Source organism: Pirellulales bacterium (assembly GCA_035546535.1).
Lineage (GTDB): Bacteria > Planctomycetota > Planctomycetia > Pirellulales > JACPPG01 > JACPPG01.
In genome coordinates, this window is the sequence record DASZWQ010000114.1 from 36,808 (window position 1) to 58,829 (window position 22,022).

Genomic DNA, 22,022 nt, shown 5'->3' on the forward strand with positions numbered 1-22,022 from the left:
ATCAGCCCGGTTCTGGGCGCGTGGGTTCGCGTTGGCGTCGTAAAATCGTCGCTCGGCGCGGGTGTTACGCGTCCCGCTGCGGCCCGGCTCACATCACGGCAAAAAAAGCGGCAGACAGCAATGACACTGCGCGAGCTCTTGGACCGTCTTGGTGTCTCTTCTCAGCGTCGACCCGGCCAGGCCTCATGGCAGCAGAGCGAGGAGGAATTGTTCCCTGCGCTCTACGTCCATCGGCTCGAAGAACGGCGCCTGCTCAACGCCGCGCCGGTGGCCGTGGCGCCCGCTCCGACGCCTAAAGATAGCGGCACCGAAGCGCACACGTCTGCCCATGCCGCGAGCCACGATCAGGCCGGGAACGATGTCCAGAATCTGGCGCGAATCACATACGGCGGGCCGAGCTACGGAAATTTCTCGGCCGAGATGATCGCCCTCACCGCGCATGCGGGTCACGGCAGTGGCGGCCACGACTCCGCAAAGAACGACGACAGCGGCAGTGACTCGACGGACGCGGCCGACGCAACCGCCAACGCGGACGTGACGCCGGCCGCCACGGCGCAGGTCGCGGCGCTCGAGATGGTCACCGGTTTCGGCCTGGCCGCTGATCAGCCGCCGGTCAACGTGGTGCCAGGTCCACAAACGACTAACGAAGATACCTCGCACGTGATCACGGGGCTGTCGGTTTCGGATCCTGATTCCGGATCGAATCCGATTACGACGCAATTCTCGGTCAACCACGGCACGCTGTCCGTCGATACCACCGGCGGCGTCGCGCAGCCGAGCGGCGCGATCCTGATGCCCGACGGCACGGTAATCACCGGCAATGGTACCAATACGCTGATCATTGCCGGCAGCACTTCGCAAATTACCAGCGAACTTTCGGCAGGCCTGACCTATACGCCGAATCTGGATTACAACGGCGCCGACCAGCTCACGATGACGTCGAATGATCTCGGCGCTACGGGCTCGGGCGGGCCCCTGCAAGATGTCGATGCCGTGGCGATCGCGGTCGCGGCGGTCGATGATCCGCCGGTGAATGTCGTGCCGGGCCCGCAATCGACGAACGAAAATGCGGCGCTCGTCATTTCCGGCTTGTCGGTGTCGGACGTCGACTCGGGCAGCAATCCGATCATTACGCAATTGAGCGTCGCCCACGGCACGCTCTCGGTCGATACCACCGGCGGCGTCGTGCAGCCGAGCGGCGCCATCCTCATGCCGGATGGCACGGTGATCACGGGCAACGGCACGAGCACGCTGATCATCACGGGTACTACGGCGCAAATCACGAGCGAGTTGTCCGCGGGTCTGACCTATACGCCAGGCTTGAACTACCACGGCAGCGATACGCTGACGATGACTTCGAACGATCTGGGCGCCACTGGCCTGGGCGGGCCTCTCAAGGACGTCGATACCGTCGCGATCTCGGTGCTTCAGGTGGACCAGCCGCCGGTGAACGTCGTGCCGGGTCCACAAACGGCGCACGAAAACTCGCCGCTGGTGATCGGTGGACTATCGGTTTCGGACCCCGATTCTGGTTCCAATCCGATCACGACGCAGTTCACCGTCGCGCATGGCACGCTGTCGGTCGACACGACCGGTGGCGTTGTACAACCCAGCGGCGCGATCCTTCTGCCCGATGGCACCGTGATCACCGGCAACGGCACGAATGCCTTGATCATCACCGGCAGCACGACGCAAATCAGCAATGAGTTGTCGCACGGTCTGACTTATACGCCGGCCGCGAATTATTTCGGCGGTGACACGTTGACGATGACGTCGAACGACCTGGGCGCCACCGGCTTGGGCGGACCGCTGAAAGACATCGACGCCGTGGCCATCACGGTGCTCGAAGTCGATCAGCCGCCGGTGAATGCCGTGCCAGGCCCGCAAACCGCGCTTGAGAACACACCGAAGGTGATCGGCGGATTGTCGGTTTCCGACCCCGATTCGGGCACAAGTCCGATCACGACCCAGCTCACCGTGACGCACGGAACGTTGACCGTCGATACGACCGGCGGTGTTACGCAACCGAGCGGGGCGATCCTGCTGCCCGACGGCACGGTGATCACGGGCAATGGCACCAGCACGCTGATCATCACCGGCACCACGGCGCAAATCAGCAATGAGCTTTCGCAGGGTCTGACCTACACGCCCGCCGCAGATTACTTTGGCGGCGATACGCTGACCGTGACCTCGAACGACCTGGGCGCCACCGGCTTGGGAGGACCGCTCAAGGACACGGACACCGTGGCCATTACGGTGCTCCAGGTCGATAAGCCGCCGGTGAACGTGGTACCTGGACCGCAGACGACCAATGAAGACACGCCGGTGGTGATCGGCGGATTGTCGGTTTCGGATCCGGATTCCGGTTCATCGCCGATTACGACGCAACTCACCGTTTCGCACGGCACGCTCTCGGTCGACACGACGGGCGGCGTCACTCAGCCGAGCGGCGCGATTCTGATGCCCGACGGCACGGTCATCACCGGTAACGGTACGAACACGGTGATCATCCTCGGCACGACCTCGCAGATTACGAACGAGCTGTCGCACGGCCTGACGTATACGCCCACGTTTGCGTACTTCGGTCCCGACACGCTCACGATGAAGTCGAACGATCTAGGGGCCACGGGCGTCGGCGGTCCGTTGACGGACACGGATACCGTGGCCATTACCGTCGCGCCGGTCGTGCACGCCCCCACGCTCACCGTCACGAGCCCCGCCAGTGGATTCAACGGCCTGCCGATTTCGATCGGTATCTCGGGCGCGCTCACCGACAGCAACAAGCCCGAAGTGCTCACGTTCAACGTCTCGGGCGTGCCGACCGACGCCGTATTGCACGACGGCCTGGGCAACGATCACTCAGGGCAATCGAGCTACACACTGACCGAGGCCGAGGTGGCCGGGCTGACGTTGACCATGCCCGACAGCAACGTCTCGCAGAATTTCGATCTAACCGTCGTGGCCGTGGCCACCGATGCGGCGATCAACCAGACGGCCTCGTCGGCGCCGCAGACGATTTCGGTCGCGAGCCTGAATCCTTACCCGATTTTGACCAATCTTTCGGCCCCGGATGTGTTGCAGGGATCGTCGACGACGCTCACCGGTACGCTCGCGAGTCTTCGCCCCGGCGCATTCCCGATGGAAGTGACCGTGACCTGGGGCGACGGCAGCCCGGCCGAGACGGTTCAAGTGAACGCCCAAGGGCAGTTCTCGGCAACGCATACCTATTTGTACGAGAACGCGAACGCGGCCCTGACCGAAATCCAAAACATTCACGTCTCGGTGACCGACGCCTTCGGCAAGACGACGACCGGCGATACGTCGCTCGCCGTGACTGATGTGCCGCCGACGATCAGCAACCTCTCGATCACGCCGAACGACATGGTGATCAACAACGTGGCGGTGTTGACCGGCACGATCTTCGATCCCGGTCCGGCCGATTCGTTCACGATGACCGTCAACTGGGGTGATGAAACGGCGCCGCAGGTTATCGCGCTGCCGGCCGGGTCGACGAATTTCACGCTCTCGCACTTGTTCGATGACAATCGCCGCGGCGATCCGAACCAGGTCAATCCGGTGCAGATCACGATCGTGGACAACCACACCGGGCTGAGCACGTCGGCCACCGCCATCACGGTACACGACGTGAATCCGACGTTGATCAACTACACCGGGACGAATCTCGGCTCGAACGGCATCCTGACGATCTCGGGCAACATCAGCCACCCGGGCCCGGGCCCGCTGACGCTCACGATCAACTGGGAAGATACCGTCCAGGTGATCCAGAACGTGCCGCAGGGTAACTTCCAGATCTCGCACTTTTACGACGTGCCGCCGAATCCGGCCGATCCCTCCGGTCCCATCACGGTCTCGGTTCGCGTCAGTAGCGATACGAACCTATCGGCCACCGCCAGCAACACCTCGACCGTGCCCGGTCTGGGAGCTCTGGGCGGGTCGTTGGCGTTTTTCTACGTCCAACAGGAAAATAACATTCCGCATTTCGAAAACGGCGGCCAGCACGTCGATATGGGCAGTGCCCAGCCGATCGTGCTCACGTTTACCACCGTGCAGTTCGACGTGCGTCCGCCGCAAGGGCAGGGGCTGGCCGACACCAAGGCCGTGGTGGCGCTGCGAACCTTCGATGCCGAGGCGGCAACGGAACGCGGCGTCGTGATCCTGCCGGTCGACGTGCTCAACAATTTGACGGCGCTCTTTGCCAAGCTGCCTGACGATCATTACCGGCTGTACTACGTCGAGCAGGGGACCGAGCGCATGATCATGGACGTGGTCGTGCGCCGCGGCAAACCGATCGACCCGACGGACGAATCGGAGGGAACCCAAGATCGTCCGCCGACATCGCATCTCGATCGCATGGACGATCAAGAACAAGTTGCCGGCGAAGCTGACGAAGCCGCGCCGGTCGCGATCGGACAGCCCGATGCGTTCGATCAATCGCGTAGCGATGTCTCGGTCGATGCGGAAGCCGACGGCGAGCTTTTGAATCCGCTGCCGTCCCCTCTCGTGGCCCCGGGGCCCGTTTCTTCGAACGCCTTATCGAATGTGAACGCCGCCGAACGTGCGACGGCGGATCGCTACCGGGCGCTGTTTGTTCCGGCCGTGGCGGCGATCGCCATCAGTTCGACCTGGAGCGCCGGAACCTGGGCTCAACGTGTGGACGAAGAACTGACGCAAGCACCGGCCGACGCCCTGTCACGACCGTCGCGCTTGCGGCGCCGCCTGCGGCGTTTGCTCGACCGGCCAACACCGCGTCATCCCCGCTGATTCTGTAGGACATTCGCTGACCGGCAACTTATGACTTCCTGTCCATTCTGCAACACGGCTCTTGAAGGCGCGGTCGAGCGCTGCCCAGGTTGCGATGCGCAGTTGGGGCTAATGTCGGCGGCCACGGTCGATTCCGGCTTTGTCGAGGCTGAGTTCATCGAGCCCGGTGCCGCGCCCGTCTCTGAAGACACGGCGGCTGCTTCGACCTCCAAGCCAAAACGCAGCGTCCGCGCCTTCTTCCGCCGGATTGTCGATCGCACGCGCGGCGGCCACTCGATCGAGAAAAGCGATAAGGATTCGCAAACCTACTCGCGCGAGAACGTTCTCACGTACCAGCACACGCAGCCGACATTTCTCGATGACACGGCCGGCACGAAGCCTCCGGCGACTGAGCCCGGCGGACTCAAGACGCCCGATCCGCAGGCACCGGAGCTCGACGTTCCTGAACTCGAACTAGCTGACCTCGAGCCGCTCGATGCTGAAGTAGAGGCCGAGCTGGTCATCGAGCCGGTCGACCCGGAGCCGCTCATCTTTGCCGAGGAGGAGGACGAAGCGGCAGGCCCTCGCACCATCGGCGAACAGGATTTCACGATCGCGTTCGAAGGCGGGCTTTTGGATGCCGAGCCAGGCGATCTGGCGCCAGGCGACTCGGCTCCGCCGCAAGGTGGGGACGCCGAATCCGGCGGCCCGCGCACGATCACCAGCAGCGACCTGACGATCGCCTTTACGCCGCCCGAAGCGGTCGATGATCCGATCGCCGGCGTTATCGGCGTCCCGAGCGTGGTCCCCGAGGATGATCCCAACGCGACGCGCGCGGTGACCGACAGTGACTTCACGGTCGCCTTTGTCGAAGATGACGCAGGCTTTCTCGATGAGCCCTCGTCGCCCATCGCGGGCGCCATCGGGCCCGAGCGAATCGATCCCGATGTCGACGAGGATGATCCGACCGGCACGCGCCGTCTGTCGGACAGCGATTTCACGATTGCCTTCACGCCCGCGGAACCGGAGAACGCCGCCGACGAATCGCAACCTCCCTACTCGCGTCCAACGATCGCGACGGGCCTGACCCTCGATTCGGCCGATCTGGCGACCGCTGCGGCGGCGTCCTCGGGCCCCGACGCGCCGCGCCCGGTCACGGATAGCGACTACACATTTGCCTTCGTCGAGGACGACGCCGAGGAAAAGCGCGATCCGCGCGCCACCCACGGCATCGGCGCGACGCTCAATGCCGACGAACTGCCGGCCGAAGAGATCGAACGCCTGACCGGCATGTGGGAAGCGACGATCTCGCCCGAGGCGCGCCCAGGCATGACCATCAAGGCCGCGTCACCTGGCTCGGCATCGCAAACACACCTGGTGGTGCGTTCGCGTACGGTGCGCGCGCCCGAGGAACCGGCGCCCGACGGCGCCGACTACGAATTGCTCGACACGATCGGCAAGGGGGGCATGGGCGTGGTTTACGCCGCCCGCCAGGCATCGATCGATCGTACCGTGGCCATCAAGATGATTCGCCGCGACATGGCCGGCGACGCCGACCAGCGTCAGAAATTCCTGTCCGAAGCCGTGGTCACTGGCGACCTCGATCATCCGAACATCGTGCCCATCTACGATCTGGGTTCGAACGAGTCGGGCGCGCTGTTCTACTCGATGAAGCGGGTCGAGGGGACGCCGTGGATCAAGGTGCTGAAGAAGAAGAGCCTTAGCGAGAATGTCGAGATCCTCATGAAGGTGGCGGACGCCGTGGCGTTCGCTCACTCGCGCGGGGTGATCCATCGCGACCTGAAGCCCGAAAACGTGATGCTCGGCGACTTCGGCGAAGTGCTGGTGATGGACTGGGGACTGGCATTATTGGCGCCACGTTTTCGCCATTTGGGTTCGATCACGCAATCGGGCGGCATGGGCGGCACGCCCGCCTATATGTCGCCGGAAATGGCCAGCGGGCCACTGGAACGCATCGGCGTGCCCAGCGACGTCTACTTGCTGGGAGCCATCCTGTACGAAATTCTAACCGGCAAGCCCCCGCATGCCGGCAAGGACGTGATGAGCTGCCTGTACGCGGTGGCGCGCAATGAAATTCAGCCCACCGAAGTTACCGGCGAGCTGATGGACATTGCCCGCCGGGCCATGGCAACGGAAATCAGCGAACGCTACGAAAGCGTCATCGAATTCCAATCGGCGATTCGCCTGTACCATTCGCATTCGGAAAGCATCTTGCTCTCGGACCGGGCCGCCGAGGACCTGGCCAAGGCCGAGCAATCGCACGACTACCAGGATTATGCCCGGGCCGTTTTCGGCTTCCAGGAAGCGCTATCCCTGTGGGATGGCAACGAGCGTGCCCGATCCCGCCTGATCGTCGCCAAGAGATCTTATGCCGAAAGTGCCGTGGCCAAGGGGGACTTGGACCTGGCGGCCTCGCTGTTGGATCCGGACGAGGCTTCATACGCCGAACTGCGCACGCACGTCACCGCGGCGCAGCGCGACCGTGACGTACGAAACAGGCGATTCAAGCTCGTGGTGCGCGCCGCGCGGGCCCTCGTGGCTACGGTGGTGGTCATCGTCACGGTGGCATTCTTCGCCATCCGGGCGCAGCGCGAAGAGGCCAAGGCCCAAGCCGCCCGCGCCGACAACGAAGCCACGAACGCTCGGATCGCCGAAAAGGAGGCAGAGAAACAGCGCGACCAGGCGGTCGCCTCGGAGCAAGTGGCCAAAGAACAACGCGCGCGGGCGCAGGCTGCGGAGAACCAGGCAACGGCCGATCGCGACAAAGCCATCATGGCTAAGCAAGCCGCGGTCGAAGCTGAGGAAGCCGCCGTCAAAGCCAGGCAAGTCGCCGTGGATGCCGAGCGGGCCGAAGCCAGGCTGCGTGCGCAGGAAGAGGCTCTGCGTCTGCAGAAGGAATACGACGCCTACATCGCTTCGATCGGCCTGGTGGCCGCCAAGATCGACGAAAACGCTTTCGGTTACGCGCAGCAACTGCTCAACGAGTGCCAATCCCATTTGCGAAATTGGGAATGGGGTCGGTTGATGCACCTCTGCCGCCAAAGCGCGCAGACGTTCCGCGAACAGGGCCCGATCGATGCGGTCAGCTACTCGCCCGACGGCAAGCACGTGGTGACCGGCAGTTGGGAAGGGGTGGCGCGAATCTGGGACGTGGCGACCGGGCAGCCCGTACGAGAATTGAAGCACGGCCGCTATGTGCACGCCGTCGCTTATTCTCCCGACGGTCGCTTCATTGCCACCGGCAGCAACGACAAAGCGAGCGAATTGAAGTTGTGGGACGCGGCGTCGGGCGTCGAGATTCGCTCGTTCGACGGTCATACCGACGCCGTGCTCAGCGTGGCTTTCTCGCGCGATGGTCAGCGGCTGTTGAGTAGCTCCTATGACAAGACCGCCCGACTGTGGGACGTCGCCACCGGCCAGCAGGTCCGTCAATTCAAAGGACACACCTGGTGGGTGTGGTCGGCCGCCTTCTCGCCGGACGAAAGCCATGTCGTCACGGCCAGCCAGGACGGCACGGCGATCGTCTGGTCGGTCGATTCCGACGAAAAGAGCGCTCCTTTCACGGGACACGCCGGACCGGTCTATGCGGCCGTCTTCTCACCCGACGGGCATTTCGTGGCCACGGCCGGCTACGACAAGCGCGTTCTGCTGTGGCGGCCTGACCAGGTGCGGCCGTTCGACTTCAGCACGCTTTTGAGCCAGCAATCGGGCGTGCCCACGAACTACGTTGCCTTCGTCGGTCATGCCGCGCCGGTGCGCTGTGTGCGCTTTTCAGCGGACGGCAAAACTCTGCTCACGGCCGGCCACGATAACACGGTAAGGTTGTGGGACGTTGCTAGCGCTGTCTGTCGCCAGACGTTGCGCGGCCATGCGGGCTGGGTGCGTTCTTGTTCGTTCTCGCCCGACGGCCAGTTCGTGCTGTCGGCCGGTTACGATCATCAGGCGAAAATCTGGGACGTGACGCATTACGAGGAATTCCGCTTATATGGCGGCCACGACGATGCGCTCCTGGGAGCGACATTCTCACCCGACGGCAAGCAGATCATCACGGTCAGCCGCGATCGTACGGCCAAGATTCAGGATCTCGTCGTCGGCCGCGAGGCCACGACGCTCAGCGAGGGGCATGCATTCCTGGTTTCGACCGTAGCCTTTTCGCCGGACGGCAGCCGGGTCTTCACGGGGGCGGGCGATGACACAATTCGTGTGTGGGATGCCGTCACCGGGGGCGAGCTGCGGCATTTCGAACACACCGGCCGCGGCGGCATCTTCGCTCTTTCGCGCGACGGCCGGCTGATGCTTTCGGGCGGCGAAGGAAATGATGCCCTGTTGTGGGACGTCGCCACCGGCAACACGTTGCACAAGCTGGCAGGCCATCGCTCGGAAGTCACGGCGGTTGCCATTTCGACCGACGGCAAGCTGTTGTTCACGGGCGACGCCGTGGGACGTGGTCGTATCTGGGACGCCGCGACAGGCAAGCAATTGCACCTGCTCTCGGGCCATAGTCGCAAGATCACGGCCGCCCATTTCCTGGCGAGCGGAAAGCGCGTACTCACGGCCAGCAGTGACAATTCCGTCGGACAATGGGACGTCGCGACCGGCCAGGAGTTGCCGGCGCAAGTGCTCAAGCATCCTGACGGCGTCACGGCCATGACCACCTCCTGGGAAGGACGCTTTGCCATCACGGCCTGTGCCGACAAGCACATTCGTTTGTGGAACCTCGATGGGCCGCGCGTGGTGCGCGATATCGACGCGGGAAATTGCGCGATTTCGTCAGTGGCCCTGTCGGCCGACGGTCGCCGCGTGCTAACGGCTTGTGCCGACAACAAGGTGCGCTTGTGGGACCTGGCCAGCGGCATGGAAGTGAAAAACCCCCGACCGCAACACGCGCACGGCGCCTTGGTCGACACCGGTCATAGCGCGGTTTGGACCGCCGTGTTTTCGCCCGACGGCACTCACGTCGCGACGGCGGGCGGCAATGACGCGACGCTCTGGCGTGTCGACAATGGCCGTGAAGTGATGTCCTACAGTCCTCATGGCGCGGTCGCGGCAGGGGCGTTCTCGCCTGATGGCCAGCACGCCGCCACGTGCAGTTGGGACGGCACGATCAAAATCTGGAATGCAAAAACCGGTAATGTCGAACTGAAGATTGTCGCCTCGCCAGAGAAGTACGTGAATTCGGTGATGTACTCACCCGACGGCTCCCGCCTGCTTTCGGCAAGCGACGACGCGACGGCGAAGATCTGGGACGCGAAGACGGGCAAGTTGCTGTTGTCGTTGCCGACGGACGAAAACGCCGCCGGCCATCAGGACACGGTTCGTTCGGCCCGGTATTCCGCAGACGGCAAGCGCGTGGTCACCGCCTCGAGCGATAAGACGGCGCGGGTGTGGGACGCCGAGACCGGCGAATCTCTGGCCGTGCTCGAAGGCCACGAGTGGGCCGTCCTGGCCGCTGAATTCTCGGCCGACGGCACGCGCATCATCACCGGCAGCGAAGATAACACCGTGCGCATCTGGGACGCCGCCACCGGCAAGCAATTGCTATTACTCGAAGGGCATACGGCGCCAGTGACCAGTGTGGCCTTTACGCCGGACGGCACGCGCGCGGCCACGGGAGCCCAGGACAATGCCGTGAAGCTGTGGGACGCCAAGAACGGCAAGGAAATCCTGCACCTGAAACAGCACTCGCAGGAAGTCTCGTCGGTGGCGTTTTCGCCGGACGGAAAGCTGCTGCTGACCAGCAGCCGCGATGGCACGGCCATCGTCTGGCCCGCCGTTGACTGGCAATAAGGCGAGTGGCAGTTTGCCGCCGGCCGGATCGTGCCCGGGGCATCGACGCGGCACTCTAGTCCGACCCACGCCAGGCACGCAGACTCTCCTGGGTTCTGGTTCCACGGCTGATCGACGGCAAGGTAAAATGCCGTAGTCGATGCGCGGAGGTGAACGCGGTGCAAACGGCGCATGTGTCACCCGCAAAGCCAGACAACCGACAACCGAGGACTCATGAAGGGACCAGCACCATTGGCATCTGTAGTGCAAAATCCGTTGCGACTAGGGGAAATGGGACTTTTGTTGGCCCTGATATTGGCTGGTGCGCAAGCGCCGGCCTGTGCGCAGGAATCGGCGCCGCCAACGACGACTCGCGATACGAGCCAGGAAGAAGCGGCGGTTCGCACCGCGGCGGACGCTTATCGCAAGGCGGTCGAGTCGGGCGATACCGAGGCGATGGCCGCCTTTTGGTCGCCCGATGCCGATTATGTCGATTACAAGGGGCGGGCCTTCAAGATTCAGGCATCGATCATTCGTGCCAGGAAGCAGGCGCGCGACGACGGTCACATGGCTCGGCCGGCCCCCAGGACCGAGACCTTGGCGATTCGCGTCATCACGCCCGACGTGGCCGTCGAGGACGGTACGGTCGAGCGCCCCGACGTCGAAGGCGATCATCCGAAGCTGGGACGCTATTGCGCCTTGTGGGTGAAAAAAGACGGAAAATGGTTGATCGATGGCGTTCGCGAGTCCCCCTATCGGGCACCAGCGACCGAGAGTCACTTCAAGGAACTGGGATGGATGCTGGGCGATTGGACGGCCGAGGGGCCACAGGGAACGGCCGAAGTGTCCTGCGTTTGGGGCCCGCAGAAGGCGTATATTCTGCGGCACCTGAAGGTGCACCTGAAGGGAGTCGACAGGGCGCTGGAAGCCACACAATGGATCGGCTGGGACCCGATCCACGAACGAATTCATTCCTTTGTATATGATTCCCAGGGAGGCTACGCCCAGGGGACATGGTCGAAAGACGGCGACGCCTGGGTCGTTAGCACGACGGGCGTGTTACCGGACGGCCAGCGTACGGCGTCTACGAATTTCTACAGCAAAGTTGACGAAAATACGTCCATCTGGGAGTCGATTGACGACCGCGTGGACGGCGCGCCCACCCCCGATATTCGTTTTCGTGCCACCCGCCAGCCGAATAAGAAAAAGGTAGAGTCGCAGTAAGCATTTTCCGCGTCATCCTGGGGTCAAGGAGCGAAACTATGGTTCGCTATCTGTGCAAACGCGCGAAATGGATGGCGCCGATTCAAACGCTTGTGATGTGGGCGGTTCTTTCCGGATGGGGGACTTCATGTGACGGGGCACAAGCTGCGCCGCCGTCCAGGAAGCCGGCTGCTGCAAGTTCCGCATCTGCTGCCGTGGCGAAACCGGCGACGCAAGCCGATGGCAAGGCGCCGGTCGCGGCGCCGAGCGCCGCGGAACTGGCCGCCCGCGAGCAAATCCTCAAGAGCGACCAATGGCGTGAAACGATCGAACGCTTCCAGGAATGGCTGACGAAGCAATCGCTTTACGATGCCGAGCAGGTTGCCCGCACGCGTTTGCGTCTCGAGGTGGGCATCAAGCGCATGACGGCCGCCCAGTTGCAGCGTTTCCTGGCGGAACTGCACACGAAGCTCGAGGTGCTAGAAAATCAGCATGCCATCGACGCGCAAGAATACCTCACCGAGACATTGTCGGTCGCGTCGCCGGTGTACGCCCGCAAGGTTCGTCAGCAATTGCCCGACGTGCTGTCGATGAATGCGACGCAAATCGACCAGAAGCTGGCAGCCGTCACGTCGAAGCGCGCGGCGACGGCCAAGATGCAGAAGACCTTTGACACTTCACGCCAGCGGATGATCGCCGCCAACGAGGCGCAAACCCGTTCCCGGCAACGGGAACAGGTGGCCGAAGGAGTGGATCGCGGCCCAGCGCCGAGAAACTACACCCCCGCGTCCGACTACTACCCGAACTATTATGACGCGTTCGACAACGGATTGGACGGCATGGCCGGTGTGACGCTGCCCTTGAGCGGCGACCGCTTCTAAGCCGGCCCGAGCGCTGGAATCGTAACGTCGGCGGCAGCCAAATCGCGCTGTGTCATGTGCCCCGTGCCATGCTTTTTCGGCGCAGCCGAAGAAGCATGCCGACTCGGCCGCGAGCAACGCTCAACGGAACCTGCCAGGTTCCAACGCACCCGTCGCGCCAATTTACTTACAGGCGTGAATCCCGGACGCCGATCAAGACCTGCTTATTCGCCTAACGGCGAAAAAGTATGGCACAGCCGTGGTTGTTCCAACTCGCGCGGCGTGCTCAGTCGGTCAGCACCCAGTTGGCCCGCAGCATGTGCTTGCTGCGTTCGATCTCCTGCGGCGTCATGGGCGTTTGTTTCCGCAGAGCTTCTTGCACGCTCTTGGCCTGTGCCACGCTTGGCTCCTGCACCAGTCGGCAGATGCCATTGGCATCCTTGACGGCAAACCATGTCGGCTGAACCTGACCGTTGGCGGGATTCATGGCCGGCAGTCTCACGGTCAAGAAACCACCCAGGACCGGCTCGCGGTGGCGAATGATCACATAGCCGCGACCATTGCCGGTGATGCCCTGGATCTCGGTCGCTCCGCCGGGAGCGGCCTTCACGGCAAAGTACTTGCCAGCGGGGATCGTGTAGCTCTCGGTCCAGGCGGCGCCGTCGGCGCGGTGCAGTTGAAACACGAACGGTTGGTCAGTCAGGTTGTAAATGCGCCCTTCGCCGACCGGCAGGTCCAGCTTGTCGGGCACATCCTGGGCCTTTGCGCTTGTTCCAGCCGTGGAAAGGATGGCTGCGGCGAATAGCGCGATCGCGCGTCGACCCGTTGCGCAGCGGATCGAAAGAGTCGTCACCTGTCGGGATATCATGATTGGCTCCTGTCCCTTCTGAGTTTTGTATGCGAACGTTGCGGCCGCGGACTCCGACTGTGCATCGTCGGGCAAACGCGGTTTGCGACGATGGATGATTCGATTGGCAGAGGGTGCAAATCCGTTACGACCGCGCAGCGCCGCATAGGTGTCACGCCGCCCGTTTCCTTCCCGCAAGCATGGCACATATCTCGGCGCGTGCCAAAGCTTCTTGCATTTTGCCACTTTCCCAGCGGCAGGGCAAAAGTGGCGTTCTGCGGGGGCCTCGAACGCCCAGGCGGTCCGCGGTACAACCTAAACACGGGTGGAATAAGCTTGGCGCGGCTGCCGAAAGGGAAAAAGCGGCATTCTCTCCCCGGGCGGTTTTTTACCCGACCCACGAATCGACCTACACAGGCGCTTCTTTATGACTACCGAGTCGGACCTGGTCTTTCTTTTCGACGTCGATAACACCCTTTTGGACAACGATCACGTCCAGAAAGATCTCGCAGCACATCTCGAGAAGGAGTTCGGCGACAACAGCCAGAAGCTGTATTGGCAGCTCTTCGAGGAGCTGCGCAGCGAGTTGGGCTACGCCGACTACCTGGGCGCGCTGCAGCGCTATCGCCGCCACGAGATGTACAACCCGCAGATGCTGCGGATGTCGTCATTCCTGGTCGATTATCCATTCGCCGAACGGGTGTATCCTGGCGCCCTGGAAGCCGTGGCCCACGTCCGCCGCTTCGGCCGCACGGCGATTCTCTCCGACGGCGACGTCGTCTTCCAGCCGCGCAAGGTCGAGCGGTCGGGCTTGTGGAAAGCGTTCGACGGTCACGTGCTGATCTATATCCACAAAGAGCAAGAGCTCGACAACGTCGCGCAGAGCTTTCCCGCGCGGCATTACGTGCTGGTGGATGATAAGCTGCGCATCCTCACGGCGGTGAAGAACACGTGGGGGGATCGCGTGACGACGGTCTTCCCGCGGCAAGGTCATTACGCACTGGATGAAAAGGAAGTAGCGAAGTATCCGGCGGCCGACGTCACGCTCGATTCGATCGGCGAACTGGCCGACCCGAAGCTCGATACGCTGTGGGCCTCGCTCCGTGGCCGGCCTGGTGCTGCCTAGTGCTCAATCGGCCGTCGGGGTGGCACGCGGCGCTTTGATTTCGCGATGGCGGCGCCGGTTGCTATAGTTGCGGTCGCGGCAGGGCCGGCGGCGGCCGGTCGACGATGCGCGAAAACCTCGTTCTCGGCAAGGTTCCCATGAGCGCGCAACCGACGAAGCTTGATCCCCGCCAGCAACAGTTGGTCGATATTTGGGAGCGGCATATCGCGGCTGAATTCCAAACGCACAGCCTGGAAGAAACGCTCGCCACCATGGTTGCCGAGCCGGCCGTGAATCATGTGCCGATCTTGACCGGTGGAACGGGCGCGGCGGAGATCAGGCATTTTTATGGTACGTATTTCATCCCTTGCCAGCCGGCGGACGCAACTTTCGTCTTTGTTTCACGCACCGTCGGACGCGACCGGCTCGTCGATGAGCTGATTCACAAATTCACGCATGACATCGCAATGCCGTGGCTCTTGCCGGGCGTGCCGCCGACGGGCCGCAGCGTCGAACTGGCGGTGATCGTGGTCGTGGAGTTCGAAAAAGACAAAATCGCCCGCGAGCGAATCTACTGGGACCAGGCTTCGCTGCTGGTGCAGATAGGGTTATTGGATCCGAGGGGCTTGCCGGTCCGCGGCCGGGAAGTGGCGCGCAAGTTGCTCGATCCGAGCTTGCCCTGCAACACCCTGATTACCGATGGCACGGGCGGAGATTAACCGAGGGAAACATCGCATGTCAGTGACTTGGACACTGCTGGTCCTGGCCGTTGCGGCGGCGCCGCCGCCGGATATCCCGTGGGCTGGCGAAGGCCGGCTTCGTGTGCTGCTGGAAGTGGATTCCGCGGGCAACAACGAGAGCCAACCGCAACCGGCCCGCGAGGCATCGGCGCGAACTGACGAGCGTCCGGCCGACGTGCGAATCGAATTCGCCACGCTGCTTGCCGGGCAGGGCATCGAAGACCAGGTCGTCGACCCGGCTTCGATTCAGGTCATTCGGCACGAGGCGGCAACGGGCGCGCCCGAGCGGACTGGCTTGTTTGCCTTTGCCCGTGGCGAATTCGAGATTCCTTCTCGCTGGTACGACGCCACGATCCCTTATGAGTTCCCGGAGTGCAACATCAACTTGGCAACGAGCCAAGGGCGATTGCCGCGAACCAAGGAAACCCGCACCGGCTATTTTTACGAGTGCGTGGGCGAGGGCCGCGACGGCCACCTGGCATTTGTGCATCGCGATGACGGCAAGCCCGCGATTTACGGTCTGTACTTCGACACGATTCCCGCCGACAAGCTGCCCGACCGGCAGCCGCCGCGCGGTTTCGTCGGCGACGGGTCGCATCGCTGCGAACCGATCGGCCACAGCACGACGGGCCTGATTCACAGCCGTATCGATGTCGTGGATTTCAACGGAGACAAGTTGCCGGATTTGCTCGTAGGGTGTAGCCGAGGATCGATCGTCTGGTACCCGAACGTCGGCCGCGCCGACGATTGGAAGTTCACTTGCTCCCGGCTGCTGGCGACGCGCGACGGCGAGCCGATCGACGTCGGCTACGGTTCCACGCCACACGTCTGCGATTTCGACGCTGACGGAAAGCTCGATCTGCTCGTAGGTGGCGAGCGGAACCGCGTCGTGTGGTACCGCAACGTGGGCACGGCCACGGCGCCGGCCCTGGAATATCAGGGACTCGTCGAGGCCGAGGGTGAGCCACTCGAGCTGCCCGTAAAGCCGTGCCCCGAAGGGCCCGATATTTTCACGCTCGATTATTATCCGGTGCTGGAGACGGCCGATTGGGATGGCGACGGCGATCAAGATCTGTTGGCCGGTGGTTACGTCACGGGCCGCATTTACTGGTACGAGAATACAGCCGGCCCCGGCGCGCCCTGGCAATTGCATCTCGCCGGCGAACTTTCGGCCGATGGCGAGCCGCTGGATGTCGGCTGGGCGGCGGCGCCGGGCGTGGCCGACGTCGATGGCGACGGCGACCTCGATCTGTTCACCGGCTGCATGCTCATGACGGCCGGCGGCGGCGATAGCATCAGCGACAAGAAGTTCCTCTGGTTCTTCGAGAACGTGGGCACGCCGCGCGAACCGCGGCTGCACGCGCGAAGCATGCCACATCGCGGAGACTTTCCCGTGGCTGCGATGGCCACACCGCGCTTGGTCGATTTCACCGGCGACGGCCTGGCGGACATCATCGCCAGTTCCGGCGAACGGATTTATTTCTTCCGCAACGTGGGGACACGAACCGAACCCATCTTCGAGGCACACCGCGACTGGATGCCCGGCGTTTGGAACAACGCGCCACTGGCAGGCACCCAATTCTTCGATTACGACGGCGATGGTCGGCTCGATGGCGTCGACGGTCCGCGCGTTTATCGAAACACCGGTCGTGGCAGCCCCGGCATCTTTGCCAGCCCGATTTCTTTATTGCAGCCGGGCCAGAAGATCGACCACCTCTCGGGCATTGGCGACGACTGGACATTTCAGCGTCTCTACGACCTGGACGACGACGGCACATTCGACTTGCTCGATGCCGATCACGCTGGACACATCTGGTGGCATCGCAACCGCGGCACAGCCAAGGCATGCGATTTCGACACGACCGGCGTACGGCTGAACCTCGCCGACGGCACGCCGCTTACCGTCGGCGGCAAGCGAACCGGCTTCGACGCCTTGCAGGGAGCCCGCGCCACTTATACCGCCGGCGACTTCGACGGCGACGGCCATGCCGATCTTGTGACCACCGATACCTTCGGCGACGTGGTTTATTTTCAGCAAGCGCCCCGCGGCGGCGCGGATACAAAAGTTCCCACATTCGAACCGGGCAAGAAGATCGCCAAGCTGCGCATCCGCGGCGTGCCCACGGCTTGCGATTGGAACGGTGACGGCCGATTGGACATCGTCGCCGGTTCGAGCGCCGCGGACGTGGTGGTCATACTCGGCAAACGCGCGGGTGATGTGGCAACGCGTGAAGGCGCGACATTCGACGAGCCGGCGCCAATCAAGCTGCCACCAGCGCCCGATGGCGCCGGCGCGCCCTTGGTCGTTACCGATTTTAACGGCGACGGCGACCTGGATATCATCCTGCACACGGCCTACGCCTACACGTGCTTTTACGAGCGTTCCTTCATCGACCGCGGTTATGCACGGGGGCACGTGGTGGCCCTGCAAACCAAGCCAAAGTAGCGCGTAGCCGTCCGGTACAGGGGTCTGGTCACAGGGGCATAAAAGATCCTTGCCGAAACGTTAGCTAACACGTCGCAATCGCCTTGGCGGCCAGCGTGAAAATCGCCGCATAACAGGCTAGACTTGTGCGGCGACGCCGGAGCAGCCGCCCGCCTCCGCACCTTTCCCGGCGGCATTTCGTAAAGAAAACCGTCATGCGATCCGTTCTGATTCTGTCCTGTCTCGGCGCGGCATTCTCGCTGAGCGCCGCGCGCGCGGACGATGGTTGGCTTAACCAGCGCGTCTACCTGAAGGTGAACGCCCGGCCGAAATTGCAAAACCGCGCCTTCGCGTGGAACGATATCACGGTCCCGGCAAAGATCACGCAAGTCAACGGCGACTGGCTGTGGGTCGGCAGCGCTTGGGTCCGATCGAGCGAAGTCGTCAAGGAAGCTGACGGCGTCACGTACTACAACAAAGTCATGCGGGAGTCGCCGGACAACCTCACGGCCTTGTTGTATCGCGGCGTGAGCTTTCGCATGAAGCGCGATTTCGCGAACGCCATCAAGGATTTCACCGAGGTGATTCGCCTCGATCCTTCGTCGGCCTCGGCGTATGCCGAACGCGCCGCGACCTACGACCACCTGCATCAATACGACAAGTCCGTGGCCGACCTTAATCAGGCGATCCGCCTGACGCCAGACGTGGCGGTGTTCTACAACAACCGCGGTTGTTCGACGCGCGGGCTAGGCACTTATGCCAGGGCCAAAGCCGATTTCGACGAAGCAATACGTCTCGACCCGAAAATGGCGATAGCATATTCCAATCGTGGCGTGAACTGGATGCTGCAGGAGGAATACGATCGGGCGATGGCTGACTACAACAAAGCACTCGCCATCGATCCGACAATGGTCTACGCCTACGACGGCCGTGGATACGTCTGGAGCAAGCGCGGCCACTATCAAGAGGCGCTGCACGACTGGGACGAATCGATCCGGCTCGCGCCGGACGAGCCCGGCGGCTATCATAACAAGGCCCGGCTGTACGCCACGTGCATGTCGTTGGGCCACCGTGACGGTAAGCTGGCGCTCGAGAACGCTAAGCAAGCGTGCGAGCTGGATCACTGGGAAAACTGGCAATATGTCTCCAGCCTGGCCGCGGCTTACGCGGAACTCGGCCAGTTCGACAAGGCCATCGAGTGGCAGAAGAAGGCGATTGCCATGGACATTCAGCCCGAACTCAGCGACGAGAAGAACCAGACCGAACGCCTGCAGGCCTACGAGTCCGGTCGAGCGTTTAGCGATCCTGAAATTCCTGAAGAGGCGGAAGAAACGGGGCCATGAAGATGTCACTGTCGAATATCGCGAAACGGACCTTTCTGCTCGCGCTTGCGGTTTTACTGGCCCAAGACGTATCGCGGGCCATCGCCGCCGAGGATACCTGGCTGGGCCAAACGGTCTTCATCAAGGAAACCGCCAAACCCAAACTCGGCAACAAGGTGATCCCGTGGAACGAGGTGGGCATGCCCGCCACGATCACCAAGGTCGACGGCGATTGGCTATGGGTCGGCAAAGCGTGGGTGCGCACGGGCGAAGTCGTGCGCCGCGACGACGCGCCGATCTATTACGCGACGGTGCTGAAACGCGATCCGAGCGCGGCCTACGCCTATATGTTGCGCGGTGTGGCCTGGCGATTGAAACGCGACTATGAAAATGCCCTGCGCGATTTTACCGAGGCGATCCGCCTCGAACCCGACGCTCATATCGCTTATCAGGCCCGGGCCGCGGTCTATCACCAGATGCAGGAATACGAAAAGGCCCTGGCCGATATTTCGGAAGCCATTCGCCTGGCGCCGAACGTCGGGCTGTATTACAGCGACCGCGGCTGCATCTACAAGAGCCTGGGCAACTATCCCAAGGCGCGCGAGCAATTCGACGAAGCGGTGCGCATCAATCCAAAGCTGGCCCTGGCCTTTGCCAACCGCGGCGTGAACTGGTTCATCGAAAAGCAGTACGACAAGGCGATGGCCGACTGCGACAAGGCGCTGTCGATCGACAACAAGCTCACGTTCGCCTACAACCAACGCGGCTACGTGTGGAGCAAGCAGGGGCACTACGCGCAAGCACTGAAAGATTGGGACGAATCGATTCGCATCGCTCCCTTCGAGCCCGGCGGCTACCACAACAAGGCGCGGCTGTACGCTACCTGCATGTCGCTGGGACATCGCGACGGCCAAATGGCGCTCGAAAATGCCCGGAAGGCCTGCGAGCTGGACCACTGGGAAGAATGGCGCTACGTGGCGTGCCTGGCTGCCGCTTACGCGGAGCTCGGCAAATTCGACGAAGCCATCGAATGGCAGAACAAAGCCATCGCCATGAACAAGCATCCCGAGCGTCGCGACACCGTCGAACAGCAGGAGCGGCTCAAGCTCTACGAAGCCGGCATGCCGTTTCGCGACCCGGAGATTTCGGAAGACGAATCGGACTCATCAGGTTAAAGGCCTATTCGGCCGGCGGAACACCCAACGATTTACCACCATCGATCGCGATCATGGTACCGGTGACCATCGCCGCGGCATCGCTCGCCAGGTACAGGATGGCCTGGGCGACTTCCTCAGGCGCGATCATGCGGCCGAATGCCTTGGCCAAGGGGCTGGCGGCGATGAACTTTCGGGCCGTCGCTTCGCGGTCGGTCGCCGCTGCCAGGTCAGCATTCATCATGCCCGTGTCCCCGACGGGGCCGGGACAGACGGCATTCACGCGAATGCGATCGCGCGCATGGCACAGAGCCAGGCTGCGCACCATGCCCAGCAGGGCCATTTTGCTGGTGGAATAAACGGGATCGTGTGCGCGCGGCAGAATGCCGGCGTTGCTCGAGGTGACGACGATCGCGCCGCCGCCGGCGGCGCGCAGGTGCGGAATGGAATACCGCGCCAACAGGAACGTGGCCTTGAAATTCGTGTCCATCACGGCATCCCATTCAGCCTCGCTCACGTCGGGAATCTGTTTCACAAGGCCGACACCGGCGTTGCTGATCACGATGTCCAGGCGCCCCTGTTCGCCGACGGCCTGGTCCACGAGTTGCCGTATATCGACTTCGCGCCGCACATCGCAAGTCCGCTCGCGAATGCCGAGCCGTGCAAAGGTCGCGGCATTTGTTTCATCTTCCCGCACGTCACCAGTGAAGACCTTTGCCCCCTCGCGAGCTAGCGCCAGGGCTGTTGCCCGGCCGATGCCGCTTGCGCCACCCGTTACGATGGCCACGCGTCCCGCCAAGGAATTCATAACACCTCCGCTTGAGAATCAGCTGACCCGCGGCCGCGGATCTTCCGCACCAACTTAACAATTGTCGCCGGCGGTTGCTTGCTTCCAGGCGGAGGGGCCGTCTACGATTGTGCGCACCATGGTTGACCGTCCTTGACCCGGTCTTGATTCATCCGAAGAGGCTTCCATATGCCCGACCCGCAGGTCCCCATCATCGACGCCTGGGCAAATCCGGCGATCAAAGAGATGTCAGAATCCGTGCCCGAGATCGCCCGCCTCTTTCGCCAGTCGGGCGCGACGCATCTTTTGGAAACGGGCGTAAGCGCCGAAGAAATGGTGGGCATGATGGACGCGGCCGGCATCGAACGGCTGTGCATGACCACCTGGGCACGGCCGGGCATCTCGATCACCAGCAATGATCGCATCGCCGAGTTTACGCGCGCCTATCCCGAGCGATTCGTAGGCGTGGCGGCCGTGAATCTCGAAAAGCCGGTCGAAGCCGTGCGCGAGCTGGATCGTGCCGTGCGCGAGCTGGGTTTCAAGGCGCTGCGCGTCATTCCCTGGCTGTGGAACCGGCCTCCTAACGACAAGCTCTACTATCCGCTCTATGTGAAGTGCATCGAGCTGGATATTCCGTTTTGCACGCAGGTCGGCCACACCGGGCCCTTGATGCCCTCGGAGCCGGGCCGGCCGATCCCGTACATCGACGAAGTGGCGCTGACCTTTCCCGAGTTGCGCATCCTGGGCGGGCACATCGGCTATCCATGGACCGACGAAATGATCGCACTCGCCTGGAAGCACGAGCACGTGTACATCGACACGAGCGCGTACCTGCCGCGCTACTACCCGCCGCAACTGGTTCACTTCATGAACACCTACGGCGCGGACAAGGTGCTCTTTGGCACGAATTTTCCGATGTTGTCCCTGGAAAAATGCGCCGCCCAGGCTCGCGAGCTGCCGCTCAAACCCGAGGCCAAGGGAAAGTTCTTGCGCGAGAACGCGCTCCGGGTCTACAAGTTGGACCGTTGAAA

The 22,022-nt window shown here is 62.8% G+C and carries 12 protein-coding genes; 10 read left to right on the forward strand and 2 right to left on the reverse strand.

Features of this window, described 5'->3' with window-relative positions:
• Positions 1 to 120 precede the first annotated feature (120 nt).
• From VHD36_14560 to VHD36_14575, 4 genes are all read left to right on the forward strand, one after another.
• Positions 121 to 4,782 (forward strand): hypothetical protein, encoded by a 4,662-nt coding sequence (locus VHD36_14560; GenBank protein ID HVU88539.1) that lies wholly within the window; start codon positions 121 to 123, stop codon positions 4,780 to 4,782.
• Between the two features lie 111 nt (positions 4,783 to 4,893).
• Entirely contained in the window at positions 4,894 to 10,569 is a 5,676-nt protein-coding gene (locus VHD36_14565) for a protein kinase (GenBank protein ID HVU88540.1), read from the forward strand.
• Between the two features lie 270 nt (positions 10,570 to 10,839).
• Positions 10,840 to 11,772: a nuclear transport factor 2 family protein gene (locus VHD36_14570; protein ID HVU88541.1), complete on the forward strand. Its 933-nt coding sequence runs from the start codon at positions 10,840 to 10,842 to the stop codon at positions 11,770 to 11,772.
• 194 nt (positions 11,773 to 11,966) lie between these two features.
• The gene (locus tag VHD36_14575; protein HVU88542.1) at positions 11,967 to 12,632 is read left to right on the forward strand and encodes a hypothetical protein; all 666 of its coding nucleotides are present in this window, start codon (positions 11,967 to 11,969) and stop codon (positions 12,630 to 12,632) included.
• A gap of 265 nt (positions 12,633 to 12,897) precedes the next feature.
• Here the strand turns inward: VHD36_14575 and VHD36_14580 are convergent, their stop codons facing one another.
• Positions 12,898 to 13,479, reverse strand: coding sequence for a hypothetical protein (locus tag VHD36_14580; GenBank protein ID HVU88543.1), 582 nt, complete (start codon positions 13,477 to 13,479; stop codon positions 12,898 to 12,900).
• Between the two features lie 406 nt (positions 13,480 to 13,885).
• On the opposite strand from VHD36_14580, the gene VHD36_14585 reads away from it, so the two are divergent.
• The 5 genes from VHD36_14585 to VHD36_14605 all read left to right on the forward strand — a co-directional run bounded on the left by VHD36_14585 (position 13,886) and on the right by VHD36_14605 (position 20,225).
• Positions 13,886 to 14,584, forward strand: a complete 699-nt coding sequence (locus VHD36_14585; protein HVU88544.1) for an HAD family hydrolase — start codon at positions 13,886 to 13,888, stop codon at positions 14,582 to 14,584.
• Between the two features lie 137 nt (positions 14,585 to 14,721).
• On the forward strand, positions 14,722 to 15,282 hold the full coding sequence (locus tag VHD36_14590) for a nuclear transport factor 2 family protein (protein ID HVU88545.1): 561 nt from the start codon (positions 14,722 to 14,724) through the stop codon (positions 15,280 to 15,282).
• A gap of 16 nt (positions 15,283 to 15,298) precedes the next feature.
• Entirely contained in the window at positions 15,299 to 17,749 is a 2,451-nt protein-coding gene (locus tag VHD36_14595; protein ID HVU88546.1) for a VCBS repeat-containing protein, read from the forward strand.
• Between the two features lie 194 nt (positions 17,750 to 17,943).
• The gene (locus VHD36_14600; GenBank protein ID HVU88547.1) at positions 17,944 to 19,071 is read left to right on the forward strand and encodes a tetratricopeptide repeat protein; all 1,128 of its coding nucleotides are present in this window, start codon (positions 17,944 to 17,946) and stop codon (positions 19,069 to 19,071) included.
• The gene (locus tag VHD36_14605) at positions 19,068 to 20,225 is read left to right on the forward strand and encodes a tetratricopeptide repeat protein (protein HVU88548.1); all 1,158 of its coding nucleotides are present in this window, start codon (positions 19,068 to 19,070) and stop codon (positions 20,223 to 20,225) included. The genes VHD36_14600 and VHD36_14605 overlap by 4 nt, the downstream gene beginning before the upstream one ends.
• Before the next feature lie 4 nt (positions 20,226 to 20,229).
• On the opposite strand, the gene VHD36_14610 is transcribed toward VHD36_14605, so the two are convergent.
• Entirely contained in the window at positions 20,230 to 21,012 is a 783-nt protein-coding gene (locus VHD36_14610) for an SDR family oxidoreductase (GenBank protein ID HVU88549.1), read from the reverse strand.
• Positions 21,013 to 21,180: 168 nt separating this feature from the next.
• Between VHD36_14610 and VHD36_14615 the strand changes: the two genes are divergently transcribed.
• The gene (locus VHD36_14615; protein ID HVU88550.1) at positions 21,181 to 22,020 is read left to right on the forward strand and encodes an amidohydrolase family protein; all 840 of its coding nucleotides are present in this window, start codon (positions 21,181 to 21,183) and stop codon (positions 22,018 to 22,020) included.
• Positions 22,021 to 22,022 lie beyond the last annotated feature (2 nt).